The 26158-nt window shown below is 69.0% G+C and carries 15 protein-coding genes and 1 pseudogene; 8 read left to right on the top strand and 8 right to left on the bottom strand.

Translation table 11 applies throughout. The features are described 5' to 3' along the window. Positions 1-92: 92 nt before the first annotated feature. Both IFSED24_RS08095 and IFSED24_RS08100 read right to left on the bottom strand, forming a co-directional pair. On the bottom strand, positions 93-1208 hold the full coding sequence (locus tag IFSED24_RS08095; RefSeq protein ID WP_491334711.1) for an NAD-dependent epimerase/dehydratase family protein: 1116 nt from the start codon (positions 1206-1208) through the stop codon (positions 93-95). 29 nt (positions 1209-1237) lie between these two features. Beyond that, positions 1238-2437, bottom strand: a complete 1200-nt coding sequence (locus IFSED24_RS08100; protein ID WP_491334712.1) for an NHL repeat-containing protein — start codon at positions 2435-2437, stop codon at positions 1238-1240. A 196-nt stretch (positions 2438-2633) separates the two neighbouring features. On the opposite strand from IFSED24_RS08100, the gene IFSED24_RS08105 reads away from it, so the two are divergent. The 5 genes from IFSED24_RS08105 to IFSED24_RS08125 all read left to right on the top strand — a co-directional run bounded on the left by IFSED24_RS08105 (position 2634) and on the right by IFSED24_RS08125 (position 13504). Then, complete coding sequence (locus IFSED24_RS08105; protein WP_491334713.1) at positions 2634-3575, top strand: substrate-binding domain-containing protein; 942 nt, start codon at positions 2634-2636, stop codon at positions 3573-3575. Continuing rightward, positions 3559-5073 (top strand): sugar ABC transporter ATP-binding protein, encoded by a 1515-nt coding sequence (locus IFSED24_RS08110; RefSeq protein ID WP_491334714.1) that lies wholly within the window; start codon positions 3559-3561, stop codon positions 5071-5073. The genes IFSED24_RS08105 and IFSED24_RS08110 overlap by 17 nt, the downstream gene beginning before the upstream one ends. Beyond that, entirely contained in the window at positions 5063-6400 is a 1338-nt protein-coding gene (locus tag IFSED24_RS08115; RefSeq protein ID WP_491334715.1) for an ABC transporter permease, read from the top strand. Before IFSED24_RS08110 ends, IFSED24_RS08115 begins: the two co-directional genes overlap by 11 nt. A gap of 111 nt (positions 6401-6511) precedes the next feature. Further along, the gene (locus tag IFSED24_RS08120; protein ID WP_491334716.1) at positions 6512-9544 is read left to right on the top strand and encodes a FlgD immunoglobulin-like domain containing protein; all 3033 of its coding nucleotides are present in this window, start codon (positions 6512-6514) and stop codon (positions 9542-9544) included. Between the two features lie 60 nt (positions 9545-9604). Continuing rightward, positions 9605-13504, top strand: a complete 3900-nt coding sequence (locus tag IFSED24_RS08125; protein WP_491334717.1) for a beta-sandwich domain-containing protein — start codon at positions 9605-9607, stop codon at positions 13502-13504. Positions 13505-13513: 9 nt separating this feature from the next. Here the strand turns inward: IFSED24_RS08125 and IFSED24_RS08130 are convergent, their stop codons facing one another. Beyond that, positions 13514-15166, bottom strand: coding sequence for a FlgD immunoglobulin-like domain containing protein (locus tag IFSED24_RS08130; RefSeq protein ID WP_491334718.1), 1653 nt, complete (start codon positions 15164-15166; stop codon positions 13514-13516). A gap of 172 nt (positions 15167-15338) precedes the next feature. Here IFSED24_RS08130 and IFSED24_RS08135 point away from each other — a divergent pair, with 172 nt between their 5' ends. Next, on the top strand, positions 15339-17981 hold the full coding sequence (locus IFSED24_RS08135) for a TonB-dependent receptor (protein ID WP_491334719.1): 2643 nt from the start codon (positions 15339-15341) through the stop codon (positions 17979-17981). A 244-nt stretch (positions 17982-18225) separates the two neighbouring features. Then, complete coding sequence (locus IFSED24_RS08140) at positions 18226-19785, top strand: right-handed parallel beta-helix repeat-containing protein (RefSeq protein ID WP_491334720.1); 1560 nt, start codon at positions 18226-18228, stop codon at positions 19783-19785. Positions 19786-19936: 151 nt separating this feature from the next. Here the strand turns inward: IFSED24_RS08140 and IFSED24_RS08145 are convergent, their stop codons facing one another. The 5 genes and pseudogenes from IFSED24_RS08145 to IFSED24_RS08165 all read right to left on the bottom strand — a co-directional run bounded on the left by IFSED24_RS08145 (position 19937) and on the right by IFSED24_RS08165 (position 25304). Next, entirely contained in the window at positions 19937-20479 is a 543-nt protein-coding gene (locus IFSED24_RS08145; protein WP_491335089.1) for a tetratricopeptide repeat protein, read from the bottom strand. Positions 20480-20583: 104 nt separating this feature from the next. Then, positions 20584-21219 (bottom strand): annotated as a pseudogene (locus IFSED24_RS08150) (serine/threonine-protein kinase); the annotation flags it as partial. Beyond that, complete coding sequence (locus tag IFSED24_RS08155; RefSeq protein ID WP_491334721.1) at positions 21203-21832, bottom strand: RNA polymerase sigma factor; 630 nt, start codon at positions 21830-21832, stop codon at positions 21203-21205. The pseudogene IFSED24_RS08150 and the gene IFSED24_RS08155, both read right to left, overlap by 17 nt. An 816-nt stretch (positions 21833-22648) precedes the next feature. Further along, positions 22649-24712, bottom strand: a complete 2064-nt coding sequence (locus IFSED24_RS08160) for a tetratricopeptide repeat protein (RefSeq protein WP_491334722.1) — start codon at positions 24710-24712, stop codon at positions 22649-22651. Continuing rightward, positions 24669-25304, bottom strand: a complete 636-nt coding sequence (locus tag IFSED24_RS08165) for an RNA polymerase sigma factor (RefSeq protein WP_491334723.1) — start codon at positions 25302-25304, stop codon at positions 24669-24671. Before IFSED24_RS08165 ends, IFSED24_RS08160 begins: the two co-directional genes overlap by 44 nt. 265 nt (positions 25305-25569) lie before the next feature. On the opposite strand from IFSED24_RS08165, the gene IFSED24_RS08170 reads away from it, so the two are divergent. Next, positions 25570-26145, top strand: a complete 576-nt coding sequence (locus IFSED24_RS08170) for a hypothetical protein (RefSeq protein ID WP_491334724.1) — start codon at positions 25570-25572, stop codon at positions 26143-26145. Positions 26146-26158: the final 13 nt, after the last annotated feature.

Raw genomic sequence — 26158 nt, forward strand, 5'->3', positions numbered from 1 at the left:
CCGCGCGATCTTCGCCCATGAGCTTAGCAGGGACGGCCGGACCGGTCAAACCGGCCCGGCCGTTGCCATCTGGTCGCTCCTGAATCGTTGCTTCAGCGAGAGGCCTGCCAAGCCGCCAGCAATTCCGCCTCCCGCGCAGCCTCGAGCCCCGAACGCATGGGCTTCTCGCGCCGCTCGGCCGGTTCGTCGGCCCACCACGCCAGCGTGTCGCGCACGGTCTCGCTCAGCGGGCGCAGACGCAACCCGGCGGCCAGGGCGCGGTCCACGCGCAGGGTGCCGACGCTGGCCTCCTCGTTGGTGGGAATCCAGCAGGGCAGGTCGCTCCAGGCGGCGACCTCGTGCTCGGCCAGGAAGTCGCGGCCGACCCAGGTGAAGGTTGCGTCGCTGCCGGTGACCTTGCGGCACGTCTCGAGCAGCTCGCCCAGGGACAGCTCGCCAGGAGGCGAGTCGGCGTTCATCACGCCGGTGAGGCGGCGCTCGACGCCGTCGACCAGCCACTCGGCGAGGTCGCGCACGTCGATGAGCTGCACCTGTTCGGTGGGCGCGTGGGGCGCCAGCACCTCGCCGCCGCGCTCGACGCGCACCGGCCAGTAGGTGAAGCGGTCGCTGCGGTCGCGCGGGCCCACGATCAGGCCGGGCCGAACGTTCCAGACGCGGCCGGGCATGGCGCGCTCGGCGGCCTGCTCGCAGAGGGCCTTCAGCGGACCGTAGGTCTCGGCAGTGATGTCCTCGGTGGCGGGATCGTCGAGGACGCCCACGGCCGACTCCTCGCTCATGCCGATCTCGTCCCAGTCGCCGTAGACCGAGATGGTGGAGATGAAGACGTAGTGGTCGACCTGGTCCGCCAGCAGCTCGGCCGATTCCTTGACGTGGCGCGGGATGTAGCCGCTGGTGTCGACCACGGCGTCCCAGTTGCGCCCGCGCAGGGCGTCCAGCTCGCCGTTGCGGTCGCCGCGGAGCTGCTCCAGGTCGCGGAACATGTCGGGCGCGCTCTTGCCGCGGTTGAACAGCGTGACCTCGTGGCCGCGCAGGAGCGCCTCCTCCACGAAGGCCGGACCGAGGAAACGCGTGCCGCCGAGCACGAGCAGGCGCAGCTTCTTCTCGGCGCGCAGCGGGGTGAACGCCGCGGCGGCCGCACCGGGGAGCAGGGCGCCGGCCGCCATTGCGGTCGCGGAGATCTTCAGGAAATCACGTCGATCGAGGGTCATGTGGGCTCCTCCACCGTGCGGGTTGCGGTTCAGTCGAAATCGGGAAGACGATAGCAGACGATCTCCACCGTGTCGGCGTCATCCTCGCCGAAGGTGGCCATGGCGCCGCCGAGACAGGCGAGGCGCGCCAGGACGAACCCCTTGATCAGGAGCACGCGGCCGTCGCGCAGGAAACGGACGCCGTCGCTGATGGAGTTGCCCTCGCAGGCGAGACTCACCTCGCGCAGCCAGCGGCCGGCGGGGTCGTAGACGTCCATGGTGAGGAAGACGCCGTCGGGCTGGTCGCGGTTGCTGCGGCTGTGCTGCACCCAGAGGCGGCCGCGGCCATCGACGTGCAGCGCGGTGATGGCGCGTTCGTTGTCCTCGAGATCGAACTCGGGCCAGGTCTCGGGGTTGGGGCTGGCCCAGGCGTGGAAGAGGGTGAGCACGCGGTTGGTGTCGCGATCGGTGCGCGGCCAGGTGACGAAGCCGGGGCGCTCGATCACTCGCTCGAGAGTGCCGTCGGGCCGGAAGACCGACACCTCGTAGTGGTCGCGGCGGCGTGGCGCGTAGACGCGGCCGTCGGGGCCGAGGGTGCTGGCCAGGGGGAAGCAGGGCAGGAAGTCGTCCTCGTGGACCACCGAGTGGGGGCGCTGGATCTCGGCCACCTGCTCGGCGAAGCGGGCGACCTCGCGGCCCTCGTGGTCGATCATCGCCAGGAAGTGGGTGCGTTCGAGCACGCGGTCCTTGGGCACCGAGCGCGAGCCGGCCACCAACAGGTGTTCGCCCGCGGCGTCGGCCATGGTCTGCATGGTGAAGCCACCGGTCTGGCCACCGCTGACGTCGATGGTGATCTCGCCCGCCGGCAGGTCGTCGCGGGTCACTTTCACCAGCTTGCCGGGGAAGAACTCGGCGATACCGATGGTGCCGTCCGGCAAGAGCACCAGATCGACCGGGCCGCGCACCTCGCCGGGTCCCTCGCCCTCGCGGCTGAGGGTGCCCTCGAAGGTGCCGTCGGGGCCAAAGACGTCCACCCGGCAGAGCTGCTGGTCGGCCAGGTAGACGCGGCCCTCGGCATCGGCCACGGCCTCCACGGGCAGGCCGATCAAGAGTTCGTCCTGATCGCCGCCGGCGCGCCAGAGCTCCTCCAGTTCGAGGGTGAGCGGGGGCCGGGCGGGGCCGGCGGCCTGGGCCGCTGCCGGCAGCAGTCCGGCGAGCAGCAGGATGGCAGCGAGGAAAACGTGGCGCATGGGGCGGTCTCCCGGATGGAGGCGGGGTCGCGAGTCGGAACTCGAGGCATACGCGGAGAACGCTTCCTGGTTGCGAGCGCGCGACCAATTCGACCGCGAGCGGATCGACCGTGCAGTCATGCCCCCTATTGAGATATGGCCACCAGGGTGCTAGCGTTGCCCAGAGTTCGAGCCCGCCCCCAGCCAGGAGACCGCGATGTCCCGACAGCTGACCCTCGTCATGATCCTCGCCGCCTGCACCCTGTTTTTCGTCGGCTGCAGCGGCGACGGCGGGTCCAGCTCCCGCGACGACACCGCCCCCACGGCGGTCATCGGCGTCTCCCTCCTGACCCGCACCCACCCCTTCTACCAGGACCTGGAAGCCGGCCTCACGGCCGAGGCCGAGCAGCACGGTTACCAGCTCCTGATCCAGGCCGGCGAATTCGACGTCGCCCGCCAGAAGGACCAGCTCGAGAACTTCCTGGTCCGCAAGGTCGACGCCATCGTGCTCTGCCCCTGCGACTCGCGCTCCATCGGCACCGCGGTCGAGGCCGCCAACACCGCGGGCATCCCCGTGTTCACCGCCGACATCGCCGTGCTGGCCGACCAGGCCCGGGTCGTGAGCCACATCGCCAGCGACAACGTGGCCGGCGGGCGCCTCGCCGCCCAGGCCGTGGCCGAAGCGCTCGGCGGCGCCGGCGAGGTGGCCATCATCGACCACCCCGAGGTGGAGTCGGTGATCCAGCGCGTGGCCGGCTTCGAGGAGGAACTGGCCAAACACGAGGGCCTGCGCGTGGTGGCCAAGCTCCCCGGCCGCGGCACCAAGGACATGGCGTTCCGCACCGCCGAGGACATCCTGCAGGCCCACCCCGGGCTGGACGCCATCTTCGGCATCAACGACGACAGCGCACTGGGCGCGCTGGCCGCCGTGGAGAAGGCGGGCAAGCTGGGCCAGATCGTCATCGTGGGCTTCGACGCGGTGCCCGAGGCGCGCGCGGCCATCCGCGCCGGCAAGATCCACGCCGACGTGGTCCAGCAGCCGCGGGAGATCGGCCGCGTGACCATCGCCGCTGTGGCGGCCTACCTCGCGGGCCAGACCGTGCCGCCCGCGCAGCTCATCCCGTGCCAGCTCTACACCGGCGATGATGCCGACCGGTAACCCGGAACCGCTGCTGCGCCTCGCGGGCGTGCGCAAGACCTTCCCCGGCACCGTGGCCGTGGCCGGCGCCGACCTCGCGGTGCACGCCGGCGAGGTCGTGGCGCTGGTGGGCGAGAACGGCGCCGGCAAGAGCACGCTCATCAAGGTGATCTCGGGCGCCCATCGACCCGACTCTGGCCGGGTGGAGCTGGCCGGCCGCGACATCACCGGCCTGCCGCCGGCGCAGGTGGCCCGCTCCGGGGTCGCGGTGATCTACCAGGAACTCAGCCAGGTCCCCGGCCTCACCGTCCGCGACAACCTCTTCCTCGGCCGCGAGCCCAGCCTGTTGCGACCGCTGCAGGCGGCCGACGAGCGCCGACGCGCCCGTGCGGTGCTCGACCGCCTGGGCTGCGCCATCGATCCCGACACCTCCGTCGCCCGCCTCGACCTCGCCCGCCGCCAGCTCGTGGAGATCGCCCGCGCCCTGCTCGCCGAGGCGCGCGTCCTGATCCTGGACGAGCCCACCGCCGCGCTCACCCCTCGCGAGACCGAGCGCCTGTTCGCCGTCCTCGACGAGCTCCGGAGCCAGGGCCTGGGCCTGGTCTTCATCAGCCACCGCCTCGACGAGGTGGCCCGCCTGGCCGACCGCATCGCCGTCATGCGCGACGGCGCCCTGCTCGGCGTCTGGGACGCCGGTGCGATGGACCGCCGCCGGCTCATCGAACTCATGGTAGGGCGCCCCCTCGACCAGGAATTTCCGCCACGTCAGGTGACGCTCGGCGAGCCGGTCCTCGCCGTCCACGGCGTGGCGGGCGGCCCGGTCGCACCGGCCACCTTCAACGTGCGCGCCGGCGAGGTCCTCGGCCTGGCCGGCCTGGTGGGTGCCGGCCGCACCGAGCTGATGCGCCTAATCTGCGGCGCCGACCGCCGGGCCACGGGTACGGTCGAGGTGGATGGTCGCCTCGTGCCGCCGGGCAGCCCCCGCGCCGCCATTCGGGCCGGCCTGGCGTTCCTGACCGAGGACCGCAAGGGCCAGGGCCTGGTCCTGGGCCTGCCGGCGCGCGAGAACTTCGCCCTCGGCAACCTCGACCGCTGGTCCCGCGGCGGTTGGCTCGACCTGGCGCACGAGGCCCGCGCCTTCGCCGGCCATGTCGACCGGCTGGGCATCAAGCTCGCCAGCCCGCAGCAGCGCGCGGGCGAGCTCTCCGGCGGCAACCAGCAGAAGCTCCTGATCGCCCGCTGGCTCGAACGCGACGCGCGGGTCGTGGTGGTCGACGAGCCCACCCGCGGCATCGACGTGGGCGCCAAGCACGACATCCACCGGCTGATCGGCGACCTGGCCCGGGCCGGCAAGGCCATCGTGACGATCAGCAGCGAGCTGCCCGAGGTGCTGGGCCTCTGCGACCGCATCCTGGTCATGCACGAGGGCCGGCTCACCGGCGAGATCACCGACCCCGCCACCGCCACCCAGGCCGACATCCTGTCGCTGGCCGTGGCCGAGGAAGCCCATGGCCACTGAAGCCCCCACCGCGCTCCAGCGCCTGCGCCGCCACCTCTCGGGTCACGGCATGCTCGGCGTCCTCGTCCTGCTCGGCGTGCTCTTCTCTCTGCTCACGCTCCAGGACCAGCACCCCACCGGTGCGCGCGCCGCCCGCGAGCTGAGCCGCGCGCTCGCCGACCGGGCCGACCACGCCGACGCGATCCTCGTCCTGGCCCGCGACAGCGAGCAGGACCGCGCCTTCCTCGCCGACCTCACCGACCGCCTCCACACCGCCGGCTTCACCAGCGTGGCCTCCGTCGCCGGCAGCCCCCCCGAGCTGCGCGCCGCCTGTGAGACCCAGGCCACGACCCCGGCCCCGCATCGCTGGCTCCTCACCCTCCAGGGCACCCTGCCCGCGGTGCGGTCGATCCAGGCCACCCTGCCCGACCTGGCCGCCGCCGAGGTCCTCGCGCCGCGACCCTACCGCTGGCCCACCTTCCTGCTCGCCGACAACCTGCGCAACGTGGCGGGCCAGATCGCGGTGATCGCCATCGTCGCCGTGGGCATGACGCTGGTGATCATCACCGCGGGTATCGACCTCTCGGTGGGGTCGCTCATCGCGCTGTCGGCCGTGGTCTGCGCCTGGCTGATCCAGCGGCTGGGCGGCCAGGCGGCCGGCCCGGGCGTGCTCTTCGTGGCAGCCCTGGGCGCCATGCTGCTCTGCGGTCTGGCGGGCCTGTTCTCGGGCGCCATGGTGGTGCGGTTCCGACTGCCGCCGTTCATCGCCACCCTGGCCATGATGCAGGTGGCCAGCGGCGCGGCGTACATCGTCGCGCGCGGGCGCCCCATCTACGACGCCCCCGACGCCTTCACCACCCTCGGCCGCGGCGCCGATCCCATGCTGGGCGTGCCCTGGGCGGTGTGGCTCATGCTCGTGCTCTACGCGGCGGCCCACCTGCTCATGGCGCGCACCGCGCTGGGCCGCTACGTGTACGCCGTGGGCGGCAACCAGGAGGCGGCGCGGCTGGCCGGCGTGCGCACCGGCGCGGTGCTGCTCTTCGTCTACGCGCTGTGCGGCGTGCTCGCCGGGCTCGGCGGCGTGGTCATGGCCAGCCAGCTCAAGAGCGGCGCCCCCACCTACGGGCTGATGTACGAGCTGTACGTCATCGCCGCCGTGGTGGTGGGCGGCACCAGCCTGGCCGGCGGCGAGGGGCGCGTGCTGGGCACCCTCATCGGCGCCTTCATCATCGCCGTGATCCAGAACGGCATGAACCTGACCAACGTGGAGAGCTACACCCAGAAGGTGGTGCTGGGGCTGGTGATCCTCGGGGCGGTGCTGCTGGATCGGCTGCGGCGGCGGGGGTAGCGGGCGCGACGGCGCCTTCCGGCCGCATTGAAGTCCTATTCTCGATCCGGTATACTCAGAAATCGCCACTGTCCGGCGCATGCTCGTCACAACTGGTCGGAGGGACCTGAGTTGCTGCACCGAATCGCCGTTCCCGGCCTGCTATTGCTATCGCTCCTCGCCGGCCTGGCCACCGCCACCGAGCGCCCCCTGTTGCTCGACGGCGACACCGCCGCCGTGCGCTTCGGCCGGCTGGCCACCGGGTCGCGCGTGGATGCAGACACCACCTATCTGCTCGGCGGCCCCGACCGCCTCGACGGCCGTTTCGAGAATTTAAACGGCGAGCCCGACTGGCAGGGCTGGACCCACATCGACGCCACCGACGATCCCGAATCCTTCTGGCAGATCAGCGACGTCGCCCCGCTCGTGGGCCTCTACTCGCAGTGGTGCGGCCGGGTGTTTCCCGACGGTGACCGCGGCTACGGCAACGGCTGGCACCAGAACCTCGTCTTCAGCCACCAGGTCGCCGATCCCGCGCTCACGAGCACGGTCGTCTGGCGTGCCGCGCTCCGGGTCGACGTGGAGCCGGTGTACGACGCGGTCCTGCTCCAGGTCCACCGCGGCGGCGAGTGGCAGACGCTACAGTCCTACGACGGGCTGCAGACCGTGGCGGTGGACGAGACATTCAGCCTCGAACCGGCCGACTACGCCGGGCCGGACGGCGACCTCATCCAGCTCCGGGTGCGCGTGCTCTCGGACCTGGGCGGCAGCGACGAGGACGGCCTGGTGGACACGGACGGCGCCTGCCATCTCGACGATGTCGAGGTCGTGGTGGACGGGTCGGTCGTCGACCTGGAGGACTTCGAGGACCAGACCAGCGAGCGCTGGCTGCCCGCCGCCGAGGGCGGCGTGGGCGATTTCGCCAGGCTTTACATGTTCCTGCAGGACGCGGACCCATGCATCTCCAACTACACCGTCCAGCCCGCCTTCATCGACGACGGCCAGGTGGTGCCGGGCACCGGTGGCACCATGTGCATCACCTGGTGCTACGGCCCAGGCGGCTACATCGTCAACAACTCGGGCGGCCTCCTCGGCCCCGAGTTCCACCTCGACAACCTGCTGCAGAGCCCGGTCATGGCCTGGCCTGCCGGGGCCGACGCCGCGTATCTCCAGTTCGGCGCCTACGGTCACGAGCAGCTCTTCGACGACTCGGCCGGGATCTTCTACCAGTGGAAGGTGCGGTCGGTGGACACCGGCGATCCCGCGGATCTCGCGACCGCGCCCTGGCGCGACCAGAACGGGCTCTACTACGGCGACCCGGGCTACCGGATCCATCGCGAGCCGGTCACCGACCAGCTCGTGCCCGGCGTCACCCACGTGCAGGTGGGGCTGCGCGCCGTCGAGCTCGGCTACCTGATCGGCGTGGACGGATCCGACGGCACGCCGGCGCCCTATTTCGACAACGTCCAGTTCGTGGCCTACGCCACGGCGGGGCCGGGCCTCTCGGCCGTCGCCACCGAGCTGCTCAACGACGGCTTCCCCGCCGCCGGCGCGCTGGACTTCACAGACCTGGCGCGCAACGCGGTGCGCTGCGACATGGCGCGCAACATCAGCCCCGCCCAGGACCTCCGCAACGACTCCGGCGATTCGGTGGTCTTCACCGCCGGCACCATCCGCGCCGGCGCCGTCCTCCTCGACCGGCCCACGGTCCACGTGCGCATGAAGGCCAACCCGCTGTTCCGCGACGTCCGCATGCTGCCGGAGAACTTCTCGCTGGTCGAAGACGGCCTCTACCGCGCCGACCTGGTCACCGGCTGGGTCGCAGCCGACTCGGTCTTCCTCGATGGCCACACGCCTCTGGTGAACCGCTGGTGCTTCGACCTGCCCGACAGCGGGTTCTTCTACCCCGGCGACGTGATCCATTACTACCTCGAGGCCCGCGACGACGCGGCCGGCGACATCGGCACCGCCATCCTGCCCGCCGACACCGCGGGCTTCACGCGCTTCACTGAACCGGTCCACTACGACAACCTCTTCACGGTCCGCGCCCTGCCCACCGTGTTCGACGACGTGCCTGGCGACCAGCCCGGCGTCCTGCTCTGGAACGACACCGACGACCCTGCAGCGCAGCAGATCTGGTGGGAGACGCTGGCCATGATCCGGCGCGAGGAGGGGAAGAACTACGACCTCTTCTGCACCAACAGCCCGTCTTCCGGCGTGGGCAACGGCCTGGGCGGCCGCGCCACCGCGACGGTCCTCGACGGCTACGACATCGTCCTCTACACCGCCGGCGATCAAGTCGCCTTCCTCCTGGGCAACGGCGATTTCGAGCGCGATCCTTCCGACGACATCGGCGTCCTCTCGGCCTGGCTGGATCGCGGCGGCAAGCATCTGCTGCTCTGCGGCGACAACGTGGCCAGCAGTCTGGCCGGGTCGGGCAGCCAGGGGCAGCAGTTCCTGCATGACGGGCTCGGGGTCGCCCTGGTGGATCGGAATCTACGCCCGTACATCGACAACCAGACCGCACCGCTGGTACGCACCATGCCGGGCAACGGGGTCCTCGTGACCGCGGACCGCTGGGTCGCCTACGGCGGCTGCCTCGCGATCAACACCTTCGACGCCGTGACCACCCTGGCCGAGACAAGCCGCCTGGCCGAATTCACCGACCCGGTCGGCAACTCCGGCGTCTACGAGTACGCGGCAGCCACGCTGCGCCACCACCTGGCCAACGACGCGGTGGTCGCCCTCCTGCCCTACGACCTGACCTTCCTTTACACCGATCCCGGCTGGGTGCCGCCGCCGGGGCAGAACGCCCGCACGGTCGTCCTCGACGACATCCTCCAGTACTTCGGCGACGCCCCCCCGCCGCCGCCTGGCGTGGCCCCCGACGCGGTCCTCCGCGTGCGGCCCTACCCCAATCCGTTCAACCCGATCACCACCATCGCGCTCGACCTGCCGCGGGCCACCGCCGTGGCGCTGAGGATCTACGATCTGCGCGGCCGCCTGGTCCGCACCCTGGTGGACGAGCGACTCACCGCCGGGCACCACGAGATCGTCTGGGACGGCAAGGACGCGCGCGGCGCGGACACGGCCTCGGGCGTTTTCCTCTGCGAGACCCGCGCTGCCGGCGAAGTGAGAGTGCACAAGCTGGCGCTGGTGAAGTAGGATCTCCGGGCGCGTCCGGGAGCCGCCCGGACTGCCCAGTCGCTGCCCGGAGGTCCTCTGTTGCGTTCGCTCCTGCTCGCCGGTCTGCTGCTCGTGGGCGTGTCGGCCCTCGCCGCCGACACGCCCACCGTCTACACCGTGGCCACCAGCCACCTCGACACCCAGTGGCGCTGGACCATCCAGACCACCATCGACGAGTACCTGCTGCGGACCCTGGACGACAACTTCGCCCTCCTCGAGCGCTATCCCGACTACGTCTTCAACTTCGAGGGCGCGTTCCGCTATCAGCTCATCGCGGAATACTACCCCGAGCGGTACGAACGCCTGCAGGAGTACGTCGCCCGGGACCGCTGGCGCGTGTGCGGTTCGTGGCTCGACGCCGTCGACGTGAACATGCCCTCGCCCGAGGCGCTCTTCCGCCACGCGCTCTACGGCAACGGCTGGTTCGACCGCGAGTTCGGCAAGCGCTCGGTGGACGTCTTCCTGCCCGACTGCTTCGGCTTCGGCCACGCGCTGCCCTCGGTCATGGCGCACTCGGGCCTCACCGGCTTCTCCACCCAGAAGCTCACCTGGGGCTCGGCCTACGGCACGCCGTTCGACCTCGGCCGCTGGCGCGGCGCCGACGGCCACGAGGTCGTGGCCGCGCTCAACCCCGGCGCCTACGTCAGCGACCTCACGGCCGACGTCTCCCGCGACTCCACCGTCATCGCCGCCATCGAGCGCACCGTGGCCGCCGGCGGCCCGCCCCTGGCCTTCAAGTACTACGGCACCGGCGACACCGGCGGCGCTCCCGACGAGCAGTCGGTCCAGTGGCTCGAACGGAGCCTGGCGGCCGACGGCCCGGTGCGCGTGGTCGCCGCCGGCGCCGACCAGATCTTCCGCGAGCTGACGCCGGATCAGGTCGCCACGCTGCCGGTCTACGACGGCGAGCTGGTCATGACCAGCCACGGCGCCGGCTGCTACACCTCGCAGGCCGCCATGAAGCGCTGGAACCGCCGCTGCGAGGTGCTGGCCGACGCCGCCGAGCGCGCCGCCACCCTGGCCTGGTGGCTGGGCGGGCAGGACTACCCCCACGCCGCGCTGGAGCGCGCCTGGACCCGCTTCCTCTGGCACGGCTTCCACGACGACCTGACCGGCACCAGCATCCCCGAGGCCTACGCCTTCAGCTGGAGCGACATGCTTCTGAGCCAGCAGGAATTCGCCCAGATCCTCGAGACCGCCATGGGCACGGTGGCCCGGGCTCTCGACACCGAGGACACGAGCCGGCCCATGGTGGTGCTGAACCCGCTGGGCTTCGCGCGCGAGGACGTGGTGGTGGGCCTGGCGGCGCCGCCCATCGACGGCGAATGGCAGGTCCACGGTCCCGACGGCCAGCCGGTGCCCACGCAGATCCTCACGCGCCGCACCGAGACGGCCACCGGGCCCAAGCTCATGACCCCGCAGGTCGTCTTCCGCGCGGCGGTGCCCGCCAACGGGGTCGCGGTCTTCGACCTGCGCCAGGCCGCCGCCGCGGTGGACCAGCCCGCCGCCGCCACCTGGGACCCCCAAACCGGCGTGCTCGAGAACGACCGCTATCGCCTGCGCTTCGGCGCGCAGGGTCTGCTCTCGCTGCTGGACCGCCGCACCGGCCGCGAGCTCTTGTCCCGCCCGCCCCGCCTGCAGCTCCTGCACGACGAGCCCGCCAACTGGGCCGCGTGGGAGATCGACCACGACGACATCATGGCCGCCCCCTACGCCGAGGTCCCCCTGGGCGGCGTCCCCGCCAGCGTCGAGATCGGTCCCGTGCTGGCGCGTCTGACCTTCCTCCACGAGGCCGCGGGCTCGGTGTTCCGGCAGACCCTGACCGTGGCCGGCGACCGCGTCGACTGGGATCTGGACATCGACTGGTCCACCAAGGCCACGCTCTTGAAGGCCGCCTTCTTCACCAGCGCCCGCGACACCCAGGCCACCTACGACCTGGGCCTCGGCGTCATCGCGCGCGGGCTGAACCGGCCCGTGCTCTACGAGGTTCCCGCCCAGCGCTGGGCCGACGTCACCGACCGCTCGGGAGAGTTCGGGCTCACCGTCACCAACGACGGCCGCCACGGCTGGGACCGTCCCGACGAGGGCACGCTCCGCCTGACCCTCCTGCACACCCCCGCGGTGAACGCGAACTGGCGCTGGATCGACGACCAGAAGAGCCAGGACCTGGGCCGCCACCGCGTGACCATCGGCATGGTGGGCCATGGCCCGCTGCGTTACGCCGAGGTCTCGCGCCTGGCCGACCGCCTCAACCAGCCCCCGCTGGCCTTCGCCACCGACCAGCACGAGGGCGCCTGGGGCCGCCGGCTCTCGCTGCTCCAGCTCGGCGACGACCAGGGTCCCGACCACGCCGCGGTGGCGGTGCGCGCCGTGAAGAAGAGCGAGGACGGCGACTGGCTGGTGGTCCGCCTCCAGGAGCTGAGCGGCCAGCCGGTCGACAGGGTCATCGCCGCCCCGCTGGCCCCCGCCGTGGAGTGGCGCGAGCTGCGCGCCGACGAGGTCCAGATCACCGCCGCCGCGGACGCCGATCTGCAGGGCGGCGCCCTCACCTGCCGTCTCGATCCGTTCCAGCCGCGCACCTTCGCCCTGAAACTGGCGCCGCCCACGCCCGAACGCGGCCTGGAACCCACCCGCACGCTGCCGCTGGACCTGCCGTGGAACCTGGATGGCCTCAGCACCGACCAGGACCCCACCGACGGCGACCTCGACGGCGCGGGCCACACCCTGCCCGCCGCGGTGATCCCCGACACCCTGGTCTGCGACGGGGTCGCCTTCCGGACGGGTCCGCGCGAACCGGGCGCCGCCAATCTCCTGCGCTGCGCGGGCCAGCAACTGGCGCTGCCCCGCACCGGCCTCGACCGTCTGCAGATCCTGATCTGCGCCCTGGCCCCGCCGCGCGAGGCCACCTTCGCGGTAGGCGCCTCGCCGCACACCGCCTGGATCCCCGACGGCCGCGCCCCCTTCGGCCAGTGGGACAGCCGCCTGGTGGGCGAGGACCTGGTCCACGAGGCCGCCGGCCTGATCCCCGCCTACACAACCGAGGCGGACCTGGGCTGGGTCGTCACCCACCGCCGCGACGCCACGGGCCGGCGGGATCCCTACGTCTTCACGCACTTCTACCGGATATCGCTGCCGGTCCGATCCGCCGACCGGACCGTGACCCTGCCCGACGACCCCGATCTGGTGATCCTGGCCGCCAGCCTGGCCGACTCCCGCGGCACCGCCCCGGCGCTCACCCCGCTGGTGGACCGCCCCGAGCGGCCGAGTCTGCGCCTGGACGTAGCCCGCCGCGCCTTCGTCGACACGGTGAGCGTACGGCTCTTTAGCCCCAACCGCGGCGCTAGTCTGCGCGTGGGCACGGCCGGCGGCGCCCTCGCCCCCTACGACGGCGAGCCCATCGTCCTCACCGAATCCACGACCCTGGTCATGACCGCCGCCGCCCCCGGCTACCTCGAGGAGACCACGCGGCAGGCGGTCTTCACCCGGCTCGATCCCTGGCCCGCGGCCTCCCCCGGCCCGGTGGCCGCGGGCCTCGAGGCCCGGAGCTATCTGGGAGCCTGGGACGCCCTGCCCGACTGGTCCACGCTCGCGGCGGCGCAAACCTCGGTGAACGCGCAGGTGGCCATTCCCGACGGGCTCCCCGACGAGGACATCGGCGTGGTCCTGGAGGGCTGGCTCGACACCCCCGCCCGCGGCGTCTACCGCTTCTGGCTGACCAGCGACGACGGCAGCCGTCTCTTTATCGGCGACCAGGTGGTCGTCGACCACGACGGCCTGCACGGTGCGAGCGCGGCCTGGGGCGACGCCCCGCTGGCCGCCGGCCGCCACCGCCTCCGGGTGGAGTTCTTCCAGCACCTGGGCGGGCGCGACCTGAAGCTGGAGTGGAGCGGGCCGGGGTTCGGGCGGGAGACCGTGCCGGCAAACGCGCTGAGTCACTGACTCGAGCCACTAGCGCGCCAGCGTCACCCGCCGCGACGCCACACCCTGCGTGGTCCGCAGCCGTGCCAGGTAGGTGCCTGTTGGCGCGCGCCGCCCCCCCTGGTCACGGCCGTCCCACACGCAGCGGTGCTCGCCCTCGCACAGGTTGCGGTCCACGAGCGTGCGCACCCGGTGGCCAGCCACGTCGAATAGCTCGAGGCTGACCCGGCCGTCCCGCGGTACGGCGAAGTCCAGGGTGAACGGTCCGCTCGAGGGATTGGGTGAGATCCGCATGCGCACCACGGTCCGTGTGCCGGCATCGTCGACCGGGGTCGAGATCAGCGCGCCACCGTAGGTGTCCTGGTTGCCGTTGCGGGTGTCGACCCAGACAGGGGTGATATATCCGTCCCAACAAGCGATGCCGATGTACTCGCCGATGACGCCGGCGCGGGAATCCGCCTCGTCAGGCCGCGGGCCAGAACCCTGGCCGCGCGTGTCGCCGCCCGACGCGGCCAGCGTCTGGCTCGGATGCGACGGGGCCGTGGAGACCTGCTGGTTGGCGCTCCAGGTGATCCCGCCGTCGGTGCTCTGGCTCACGTAGCAGTGCCAGGCCAGGTTCTGGGGATCGTGGCGGCGGTCCAGCCAGACGGCCGAGACGGTGCCCAGGTTGTCCACGGTGAGCCAGACGTGGAACTGATCGCGACCGTTGCCGAAGGTGTCGTCGTTGACGCGGCGCGAGGTCGACCAGGTCTGGCCCTGGTCGTCGGAGTGGCGGATGAAGATGTCGTAGTCGCCGGAGCCCTCGCGCGACATGTAGGCGATGTAGACGCGGCCGTTGAACGGACCGCCCGAGATGTCCACGTCCAGCGCCGGGTGGGCGGGCGATTCGATGTTGCCGTTGAGGGTCGGGTGGGCGTTGTAGACATCGGTCACGGTGAGGTCGGTTCCAAAGGCGCCGCCGCCGAAGGAACGGTCGATCCGGATGACGTCGGCGAACGAGGTCCAGGCCACGTAGACCGTGCCGTCGGGGCCGACGGCGGGCGTGGGGAACTGATTGCCGGAGTCGTCGCTCACCAGGACCTCGCTCGACCAGGAAGCGCCCTCGTCGCGGGTGTTGACGCAATAGATGTTCGTCTCGTAGAACCGGGTCCAGGCCATGTAGATGCTACCACGGAAGAGTGAGTTCGAGCGGTCGCAGGCGATGAACTCCTTGTCCTCGAAGACGCCGGGCACGCCGTCGATGGCGAAGCCGCGATCCTCCCACGTGTGGCCGCCGTCGGTGCTGCGGCACATGAGCATGCCATTGGGCTCGCTGGTGTCGCCGGTGTATGCCAGCAGCATGGCGAAGAAGTCGCCGTCGGCGTTCACCGTCAGCGCCGGATCGCTGTCGCGGGCGTAGTGCGGGTCGACGAAGAGCCCGGGGTTGTTCCAGGTGGCGCCGCCGTCGTGGGTGAAGGCCCAGCCCACCTGCCGGTAGCCCAGGCGGAAATCGCGCCAGGCAGCCACCAGGTTGGCGGGATCCGTGGGGTTGACCACCACCTGCTGCTCGTTCTGCAGCTGAGTCGTCGTGTCCTCGTTGAGCCGCCAGTTGCTCCACTGGGCGCCGGCCGCGGCGGGCAGCAGCACCGTGATCGCGATGGCGACGAGGGCGGCGGCCGGGGGGCGAGGGGTGAGGAAGTGCATGGGTGGTTCTCCGTGGTTCGAGCCGGGGGCGGTCGGCGACCGGGTGTGGGTAGCATAGCACATCTGACGGGGACGGTGGTTGGAGGGGCGCGATTGACATCGCCGCCTCATTCGTGCCAAGATCGACTCGAGGACCTTCGCGGCTCACCTCCCGACCGATCGAAGCAAGATCATGCGACGCATCGCCCGAACAGCCCTGCAGGTGCTGTTAGCGTCCTCGACGATCATCTTGCTGGCAGCGCCAACCGAGGCAGCCGAGATCCGGGGCACCGTCACCGATGCCGCGACCGGCGCGCCTCTGCCCGCCACAACCGTCCAGGCCATGATCGACGACGACACCGAGGTGGCGCGCGCGGTCACCGGCGCCGACGGCAACTACCGACTGACCGGCCTCTCCGAACGTCCCTACACCCTGGTCTTCTCACGCCTGAGCTTCGCGGGCGTGACCGTGCCCGACGTGCGCGCGAGCCGGTTCGCCGGGGCGGTCCTCAACGTCGCGCTCGAGCCCAATCCCCTGGGCCTCGACGAGATCGTGATCACCGCCTCGCGGCGGGAGGAACGCGGTCTCGACGCTCCGGCCTCGACCAGCGTCATCGGCCGCGTCGCCATGGAAGAACGGCCGCTGCTGACCCCGCTCGACCTCACCCAGAACGTCGCCGGCGTCGACTGCGCGAGCAAGGGCCTGTTCCAGCGGAACCTGTCCTTGCGCGGCATCCGCTGGACCATGTCCATCACACCGCTGCTCCTGACCGACTATCGTTTCGCGCACATGCCGGTCTACGACTACTCGAACACCTACATGCTGCCCACGAGCGCCGACGACATCGAGCGCATCGAGGTGGTGCGCGGTCCGAGCAGCGTCATGTATGGTCCCAACAGTTGCCAGGGCGTGATCCACATGATCTCGCGTTCGCCGTTCGACTCGCCGGGAACCATGGTCTCGGTCGCGGGCGGCGAGCGTTCCATGGTGCAGGGCACCTTCCGACACGCCGCGGTCGTCAGCGACAAGCTCGCCTTCAAGATCTCCGGGCGCGGGCTCGCGGCCGATGACTGGGAGTACGTGGATCCCGTCGAACTGCAGAACCGGGCCGCTGCCATCACCGCCGGCGCCGATCCCGACACGCTGCTGATCGGGCGGCGGGACAACCGCATCGAGAACCTCGCCGGCGAAGCGCGGCTGGACTGGCGCCTCTCTCCGTCCACCACCGCGGTCCTGACCGCCGGCACCGCCTACGGCAACAACCTCGACATCAACCACTCTCTCGGTGGCGTCCAGTACCGGAACACGCACAACTCCTTCCTCCAGGGACGCCTGATGTCGGGCCGCCTGTTGCTCAACCTCTTCTACAATTTCAGCAAGACCGACGACACCTACGCGTTGCGGACCGGCTTGCCGCTCAAGGACGACTCCCGCGTCCTCGCTGCCCAGGTCCAGCACGGCACGGACGTGGCCGCACGGTCGCAACTGGTGTACGGCCTCGACGCCCGCCGCACTGATCCCCGGACCTTCGGCACGGTCATGGGGCGCAACGAGAACGACGACGTGGTGACCGAGCTGGGCGGATACGTCAGTTCCAACACGGCGCTGTCGTCCCAATGGGACATCATCGCCGCCCTCCGTGTGGACTACCACGACCGCATCGACGACGTCGTGCTCTCGCCGCGCCTGGGCACGGTCTTCCGGCCCGCGCCTTCGCAGGCCTTGCGCCTGACCTGGAACCGCGCCTTCAACTCGCCCTCGGCGCCGGAGATCTTCGTCGACATGCCCGCGGGTTCGATCATGCCCGGGATGGACCTCACCGTGGTGGGCTTCGCCAAGAACGGCTACACCTTCGGCCAGGAATGCGGCGGTGGTCCGTGCGTGCGTTCGCCCCTGTACGCGGGCGGCTCCACAGCCCTGCTCCCCACCGACGCCACCCTGATGTGGCCGGCGTTGGTCCAGATCCTGGCTGACGCCGGCATCGACCTCGGCGGACTGCCGGCGCCCGACGCGAGCCAGGTGGGTACCGACCTGCGTGCCCTCGACTTGCAGAATGGCGGCTTCTCCGGGACGATGAATGCGACCGAGCTGACGGATGTCCCCGCAGTCTCGCGGATCATCAGCAACACCATGGAGATCGGCTACAAGGGCGAGATCGGCGACCGTCTCTTCCTGAGCTTCGACTTATATCGCAACCACATCGACAACTACTACAGCGAGACCCGCGCCCTGAACCCCAACGTGTTCCTGAACCAGGCGGACTTGCAATCCTACCTCGAGACCGTGGGCGGTTTGCCCGCAGAGCAGGCGGCGGCCGTGGCGGCCGCCGCGGCGGGCATCCCGCTGGGCACCGTGGTGCCGGACGGCCAGGAGACGGCCGAGGTCCTGCTGGTCAACGAACTGGGGGGCACGTTCACCAACTGGGGCGCCGACCTGGCCATCGAAGCGCGGCTCTCCCAGACCTTGCTGCTGTCAGCTTCCTACTCGTGGCTCGACAAGAACATCGCGGTCATGCCCGAGATCGGCGACCAGATCCTGAGCGTGCCGCTCAACAAGGCCTCGCTCGGGCTCTCGTATCGGGATGCCGGCCGCGGGTTCGACGGGCTGGCGCAGGGGCGCTGGGTGGAGTCGTACCCCGTGGGGTCGGGCGTGTACGCGGGACAGATCGGCACGTACGTGGTGGTCGACCTGGGCCTGGGCTGGCGGGTCGCGTGGTCGCCGGAGGTGCGGATCTCGGTGGAGGCGCAGAACATCCTGGACAACCGGCACCAGGAGTGGATCGGGGCGCCAGAGCTGGGGCGGTTGGTGATGTTGCGGGGTCAGGTCAGCTTCTGAATTCCGACGAACCGTGCTCGAGCGACACTTCGCCGGTCGATGAATTCCCGCCGGATTCGGATCTCCTCCTGCCCGGCCTGTTCGCTTCCTTCGCTTTCAACGTCTCTCCACATGAGCGGCGCCAGACCCGCAGTCCGTGCCCTGACCGGGGCCTCGGACTGACCGGCTGGCTGCTGTCCACCCCTGACCGGGCGTCATCCTGGTGTCCGAGCCGCCGATGCCGTCCCCTCTGAAGGAGAGCGTCATGAAACGATTCGTGATCATGATCACCCTATTCATCCTGCCGCTGGCTGGGGCGACTCAGGCGCCGGCGGCCATCTACTACATCCTGGCTGACGGTACGGGCGACGCGCCCACGATCCAGGCCGGGCTGGACCTCGCCGCCACCGGAGATACGATTCTGGTCGGAGAGGGGGCCTACTACGAGAACCTCGTCTGGCCGGCGACCGATGGGATCCGCCTGGTTAGCGAGTATGGCACCGAGACGACCGCCATCGACGGTACCCTCTCCGGTTCGGTGATCACGGTCACTTCCGGAGTCGGACTCGCCACCCGCATCGAGGGCTTCACAATTCGCAACGGTCAGGCCGAACGCGGTGGCGGCATCCTCTGCGACGAAGGCTCGTCGCCGACGATCGTGCGCAACGTCATCAGCGAGAATACCGCCACGGTTTCCGGCGGGGGGATTTCCTGCCGTGGTGGCTCGGCCGCACTGATCGTCGACAACGTCATCAGCCTGAATTTCGTCGCCTGGGGCCTGACCGGCGGTGGCGGCATCGGCTGCCGCGAGGCCATGCCGAGGATCTACCGCAATCGGATCACCAACAACGAGGGCGGCGGAATCGGCGGGGGGATCATGATCCACACCGGCGCCGAATCCCGAGTGGTCGACAACGAGATCACCGACAACCATGCCTATAACGGCGGCGGGATCTCGCTCTTCCATGCCGCGGCTTACGTGGCGTACAACACCGTCGCGGACAACACGGCCGAGAACATGGGCGGCGGCATCGATTGTACCCAGAGCCAAGCGATGCTCCTGTACAACGACGTGATCGAGAACTCCGCCTTGAACTGTGATGGATACGGCGGTGGGGGGATCGCCAGCGCCGACCGCGATTCGTCGCTGATCGATGGTTGCGTGATCAGGAACAACCTGCTCAATGGATTCGAGGGCGGCGGTATCCAGTGTCTGAACGAGTCGGGACCGACGATCCGCAACTGCACCATCGCCGACAATTCCGGATGCGGAATCTATTGCACGATCGGGCCCGCACCCGGAGCGACCACGGGCGGCAACCCAGTCGTCGTCCATAACGATATTGCCGGCCACCCACAGCACGGTGTCTGCAACACCGACGAGAACATCGCTGTCTCTGCCCGTGAGAACTGGTGGGGCGACCCGTCGGGGCCTGGCGGGGCGGGCCCCGGTGCCGGTGACTCGGTCAACGAGTACGTGGTCTTCGATCCCTGGGCAGTCGTTCCATTCCTCCACACCGTCGGGGTCGAGCCGCGGACGCCGTCCGCCCGGATCGAACTGGCACAGAACGCGCCCAACCCGTTCAACCCGTTGACGCGCATCGACTACAGCGTGCCGGCCACGATGCGAGTGCGGCTCACGGTCCATGATGTGCGCGGCCGCCTGGTGGCGACGCTGGTCGACCGGGTGATGCCCGCCGGGCGGCACGAAGCCGTGTGGCAAGCTCGCGACGATGCGGGGCGGAGCGTCGCGGCCGGGACGTACTTCTATGCCCTGCGCACCGAGCGCGACGTCGTGACGCGGAAGATGTGCGTGGTGAAGTAGGGCTCGCCGATCACGGGATTCACCATTGCCGGAATGGCGGACTGCGCCGCCGGCAATGGCCGGGTCGTCGCGAGGCCAGCAGTCAACGACCTGCGGGGTGTCTGCTCGGGACGCCCCGCAGTCCGCGGCAGGTCTCCCACCCCCCCGGTCATCAATCCACCAGCCCGACCCGCCGCAGTGGTCCTGAAAATCGAGGATCGGCCAGCCAGCCGTCGTAGACAACCCCCGGTCTGATCATGACCAGGAAGGAATCGCGTTCCTCGATGGCCTTGTCGAGAAGAGGTCCCCACTTGTCGTAGCGTTCGAGTCCGAGCCAGGGCGTCATCCGGTGGTAGTACGACACGGGTCGCTTCCGGGCGAGCGTATCAAGGTGCTCGATCAGTTCGTTCGCTTCACCCTCACGGTGGGTTCGAATGAGAACATGCGTCAGTAAACCGAGAGGGAACGCCTCTTCCCCACCCGAGAGCTGGATCGCTCTTCGCAGATAGGTTTCGGCCGCCTCCGCGTCACCACCGAACCAGAGGACCCCTCCCAGTTGTGTATTGTGGTACCAGGATTCGGGGCTTGATTCCAGCACCAGACGATACAGCGGAATGGCTTCCTGGACACGACCGGTCCAGAACAACACCAGCGCCTCGACGCCGACGTCGAGTGAGGAAGGATCCAGATCACGGCCCGCCTCGCCATGGAGCAAGACCTCCGGCGCCGCGTAGAGCGGCGTCCCGTATTGCCGGATCGGGATCTCATGTTCGATCTCGCAGCTGACCCGAGATCCATCAGGACCACGCGGCCACTCGGCTCGCGCATCACATTGCGGGCCTTGATGTCGCGGTGGAGCACGCCTGCCGTGTGCAACGCGGCCAGGGCCCGGCACAGATCGCGACAGATCGCCAGGGCTTCGTCGGCGCTCAATGGCCCGTGCTCTGCGACGATCTCCTCCAGCGTGGTCCCCTCGATAAACTCCATCCAGATCCCGATCCGCCCGTCGAGGTGCTTCGCCCCGTGGACCGTGACCACGTTGGGATGGTGAACCCGCGCCAGCAGCCGTCCCTCCTCGATGACGTCGGACGACAACTGTGCCGAACTCAGCCGGTGCGGGCGGAAGAACTTGAGCGCCACCTGGCGATCCAGGCGCGGCTCCCGCGCGCGGTAGACATCGCCGAAGGCGCCCTCGCCGATCTTCTCGAGGATCACAAGGGGACCCCAGGTCTCCTCGCCCGACCGGGAATCCAGCAACGGTTCTCCCGGAGAATTCTGCTGCTCCTCATGCGCCGCGATGACGTCGGCAATCCGTCTCATTTCCTGCAGGACCCGTTGCTGATCCGGCGACGTGGCTCCGGCGGCAGCCTCCCAGTCAACGGCGCGCCCCGCAAGGACCGCATCGGTCACGGCCCAGATCTCTGGAGCGGAGTCGCGTTCAGGGTCGTCGCACATCACTCATTCCCTTGGCCAACCGGATTCCGGCCCGGTTGACAGCCATCCTGGCCGCATCGGCGCTGGGTCTGTCCAGCGCCTCCGCGATTTCGGCGAACTTCATGCCCATCTCGATCCTCAGGAAGAGGACCGCCCGATCGTCGCCGTTCAGGCGATCTAGGGCCGCCTCGTAGTCGGCCGCCAATTCGCTCCCCATGGTTTCCTCGAGGGGACTTGGCGCGGGGTGTTTCTCGGCACCATGGAGGCCGACCATCCGCGGCCTGCTGGCCGCCCTTCGTGCCTCGTCACGAAGTCGGTTCAGCACGGTCCTGCGCAGGTAGGCCGGAAAGGCACCCGGTCGTTGCGATTCGAATCCGCCCAAGGCACGGACGACCTTGATGAGGGAATCCTGGACCAGGTCGCCCGTATCGACGATGTCGCGGGCGGCCCGCGGCAGCCGGCCGGTCGCCCATCGCATCAGACGTGGCAAGTAGCGTGCGAGGATCACTTCCAGGGCCTGCTCATCACCCGTCTGGGCCCGGTCGAGGAGGCTGCGCGTGCTCGTTCCGGCCCAGTCCACTGATCGTTTCCGATCCGCGATCCTTTGTGGCATGTTCTCGGATGATCCATCCACGGGAAACCTCACCGTGTAGTGGCCGGGCGCCATGTATCGACCAGGTCGCGAAAATCTGCAGACAGCCTTGCTTTTCCTGTTCGCTTTTTCCCATTCCTCCGTCTTGGGTTGTCAAAGGTCGCCAAACCCGTGCAATGGGTCGGTGACCCCACCCTCGATCTTTCAAAAAGTCACGACATGAAGCGAAGAAATCTGACCCTCGGTGTCACCGTCCTGGTCTTCGGCTTGGCGGTTCTCGCGGGCAGCGTCTGGGCTCAATCGATCGAGATCCCAGTCTCCGGCACGGAATCCGTCACCACCATCGATCCCGGGCGCCAGTTCACGGACGCCGACGGCATCACGCATTACCGCGGTCTGGTCCAGGTCGCGCAGATCGTGGGCCAGGACGCCGACGGTGTTCCGGTGACGTGTTCCGCCGTGTATGTGGACAACATCAACATAGACATGGTGACCGGCAACGGGGACATCAGTGTCAAGATGTCGACGGAAATGACCTACGGAGATCTTTCGGGCACCTGGGAGGGATCGGCTGACCTGACGATTACGGGATTCGTCTTCTACGGTCCGTTCAACTATTCGCGTGGCGGCGGCTATTTCAACAAGTGGCACATGCGAGGGTCGGTGACCGGAATCTTCGCTGGCCCCATGAACTCGTGGGATGCCTATTTCCACATTCCCAGTGGCGACAAGGCGGCCACCACGGAGTCCCGGACCTGGAGCGGTGTGAAGGACCTCTATCGGTGGGCCACCGAGTACAGGAGGATCCCCAGGCAAACGGGGCGTCGCCGGACGGCGCCCCGCTCGCGCGCCCCACAATCAATCCACCAGGCCAACCATCCGCAGCGGCCCAGCAAATCGGGGATCGGCCAGCCACCCTTCCCAGACAACCATCGGTCTGATATAGGCCAGAAACGAATCACGCTCCTCGATGGCTTGCTCGAGCAACGGCCCCCACCTGTCGTGCCGTCCGAGGGCGATCCAGGACGTCGATCGGTGGTAACAAGACACCGGCCTCTCGCGAGCTAGCGCGTCCAGGTGCTCGATCAGTTGGTGGGCCTCACGCTCACGGTGGGTCTCGATGAGAACGAGAGCCAGCAGGGAAACGGCATAAGCCTCCTTCCTCTGCGAGATCTGCACCGCTTTCCGGATCGGCGCTTCCGCCGCTTCCTGTTCGCCGCCGAACCAGGAGGCCATGCCGAGTTGAGCATTGTGGTACCAGGATTCGGGCTCGGTCTCCAGCGCCAGACGAAACAGGTGGATGGCTTCCTGGTGGTGGCCGGCGAAGAACAACACCACCGCTTCGACCGCCATGATGAGCGACGAAGGGTCCAGATCTCGGCCCGCCTCGATCTCGGCCAGGGCCTCGTCATCTCTTCCCCGCGATGAGAGCATGAGCGCGTACCACTGGCGGGCCAGGGGGTACTGGGGACAGATCTGGATGGCGCGCCGGAAATGCGCCTCGGACGCCGCGAAATCCCAATCGAAGAACATGGAGATCCAGCCGAGGGTCGCATGGACCTCTCCCAGGTCGGGGTCGAGTTCCAGCGCGCGTTTCGCCATGGCTCGCGCCTTGGCGTAAGCCTCCCGGGGGCGCAGGAAATTCTGATAACCCAGATGGCTCAAGCAGTCGGCAAGGCCGACGTGAGCCATGGCGAAGTTCGGATCGTGCGCGATGGCCTGCCGGAAGCATTCGATGGCCTTGGGCAAGCCATCCTTGTACCGCTGGTTGAAGAAGTGTCGGCCCTGCAGGTAGTGGATGTAGGCCTGGCGGTCGTCGGTGCCGGAACCGGTTCGCGCCGGGCCATGAGGGGTGCGGACGCCCTCGTTCAGGGCATTGTCGAGCGCCTGCTCGAGTTCGACTGCGGTGGCATACCTCTCGCCGCGGCTCGCGGCCAGCGCCTTGTCGACGATGCGGAGGAACGTGGCGGGCAGGTCGGGACAGACCGCCGCCAAGGATTCGACCCGGCCCGCCGCGTGCGCCGCGTGGATGTCGGCCAGCGTCGCACCCGTGATCGGGTAGCGTCCGCTGACCAGGAAGTACAGAAGGACGCCGAGGCTGTAGATGTCCGCCTGAGGGCTCGATTCGGCGACAAGCAGGACCTCCGGCGCCGCATAGAGGGGCGTGCCGTATTGCCGGATCGGGACCGCATGCTCGATCTCGCAGCTGATTCCGAGATCCATCAGGACCACGCGGCCGCTCTGCTCGCGCATCACGTTGCGGGCCTTGATGTCGCGGTGGAGCACGCCCGCCGCGTGCAAAGCAGCCAGGGCCCGGCACAGGTCGCGACAGATCGCCATGGCCTCGTCGGCGCTCAATGGTCCGTGCTCTGCGACGATCTCTTCCAGCGTGGTCCCCTCGATGAACTCCATCCAGATCCCGAACCGCCCATCGAGTTGTTCCGCCCCGTGGACGGTGACCACGTTGGGATGGTGGACCCGTGCCAGCAGCCGTCCCTCCTCGATGACCTCGGACGACAACTGCGCCAAACTTAGCCGGTGCGGGCGGAAGAATTTGAGTGCAACCTGGCGGTCGAGGCGCGGCTCCCACGCGCGGTAGACATCGCCGAAGGCTCCCTCGCCGATCTTCTCGAGGATCACCAGCGGGCCCCAGGATTCGCCGCGCGGGTCACCGCCGGCCGGTGCGGGATGTGGCGCCAGGTCGCGCGGCGTGCGCTGCCGTTCCTCGTGAGCCGCGATCACTCTGGCGATCGACCTCATCTCCCGGAGCAGAGGCTGCTCCGCCGGCGGGCCCTCTTCCACCGCGATGCCCCGTTCATCGACGAGGCGGGCAAAAACCGCGTCGGCCGTGGCCCAGGTCGCCGAACCTTGATCGAATTCAGGACTTTCTTGCATGATGCATTTCCCTGGCCAGGCGGACACCGGCCCGGTTCACGGCCATCCGGACCGCGTCGGCGCTCGGTTTGTCCAGTGCGTCGGCCATCTCCTGGTAATTCATCCCCATCTCGATGTTGAGAAACAGGACAGCGCGATCGTCATCGCTCAGGCACTGCAGCGCCGCCTCGTACCGGGCAGCGAGCTCGCTGCCGATGGATTCCTCGAGAGGGCTCGGGGACGGATCCGCCTCGGTGTCCGCGAATCCTGTCACGTCGGGCCGGCGGGCAGCCCGCCGTGCTTCATCGTAGAGTCGGTTGAGGACGGCTTTTCGCAGGTAGGCGGGAAACGTGCCCGGGTTGCGGTCGCGGATCCCGCCCAGGGTTCGCACGACCTTGATCAGTGAGTCCTGGACCAGGTCATCCGTATCGACAATGTCGCGGGCGGCCCGCGGCAGCCGCCCGGTCGCCCACCGCATCAGGCGCGGGAGATAGCGGGCGAAGATCTCCTCCAGCGCCCTCTCGTCCCCTGTCTGGGCACGGTCGAGGAGACTGCGCGTGCTCTCGCCGATCCAGTCTGGCGACCGACTCGTGCAAGCATTCCCCCGTGACGGGTTCTCGGCTGAGGAAGAGTCCTCCATGCGGCACCTCTTCGTCAATCGGTTGGGATGGTGGCTGGAGCATAGCACGTCGTGACGGCTTCGGAAATGGCCCAGACGGCTCGTGGCGCCCGCAGCCAGGGCCGTCCGCGACTCCAGGCACCGGCAGCGAATCCGCGCTCCGTCGGGATACCCTGTTCAGATCTTCCGATCCCGACGTCTATGGATACGACTGGTGACCCCGTGCACGAGTCACCGCTGCCGACAGAATCACGGTTCCAACCCAACACACGAAGGAGGTCACGACATGAAGCGGAAAGGCTCTATTCTGGTTTGCACCCTCCTGATCCTGAGCATGGCGCTTCTCGCCGGAAACGCCTGGGCCCGGTCGATCAAGATCCCGGTCGAAGGGTCCGACACCACGACGGTCATCGATCCGGGCAGGGTCTGGACCGACAGCGATGGGATCACTCACTATCGCGGGATGATCATGCTGGGCAACCTCGTGGGACAGGATGCCGACGGCACACCACTGACAGGCGATTCCGAGTACGTCATCAACATGAACATCGACATGGCGACGGGTGATGGCGACTTCACATCGCACGCTCGGGTCGAGAATTCTTTCTATGGCGACTTGACCGGTTCTTGGGTGGGCACGCTCCAGGCAACGATCACGGCATTCGTCTATGACGGCACGTACAACTATCCCCACGCCTACGGCGACTTCCAGGGCTGGCATGATCGCGGGACCTGGACCGGAATCGTGGGTAGCGGCTACGTGACGTGGCATGGGGCAATCCACATTCCCGGCGGTGGCGGCGACAAGGCGGCCACGACCGAAACCGAGACCTGGAGCGCGGTGAAGAATCTCTTCCGCTGAGGAGGAATGGCCA

The sequence above is a fragment of the Candidatus Latescibacter sp. IFSED24 genome, from assembly GCF_058273205.1.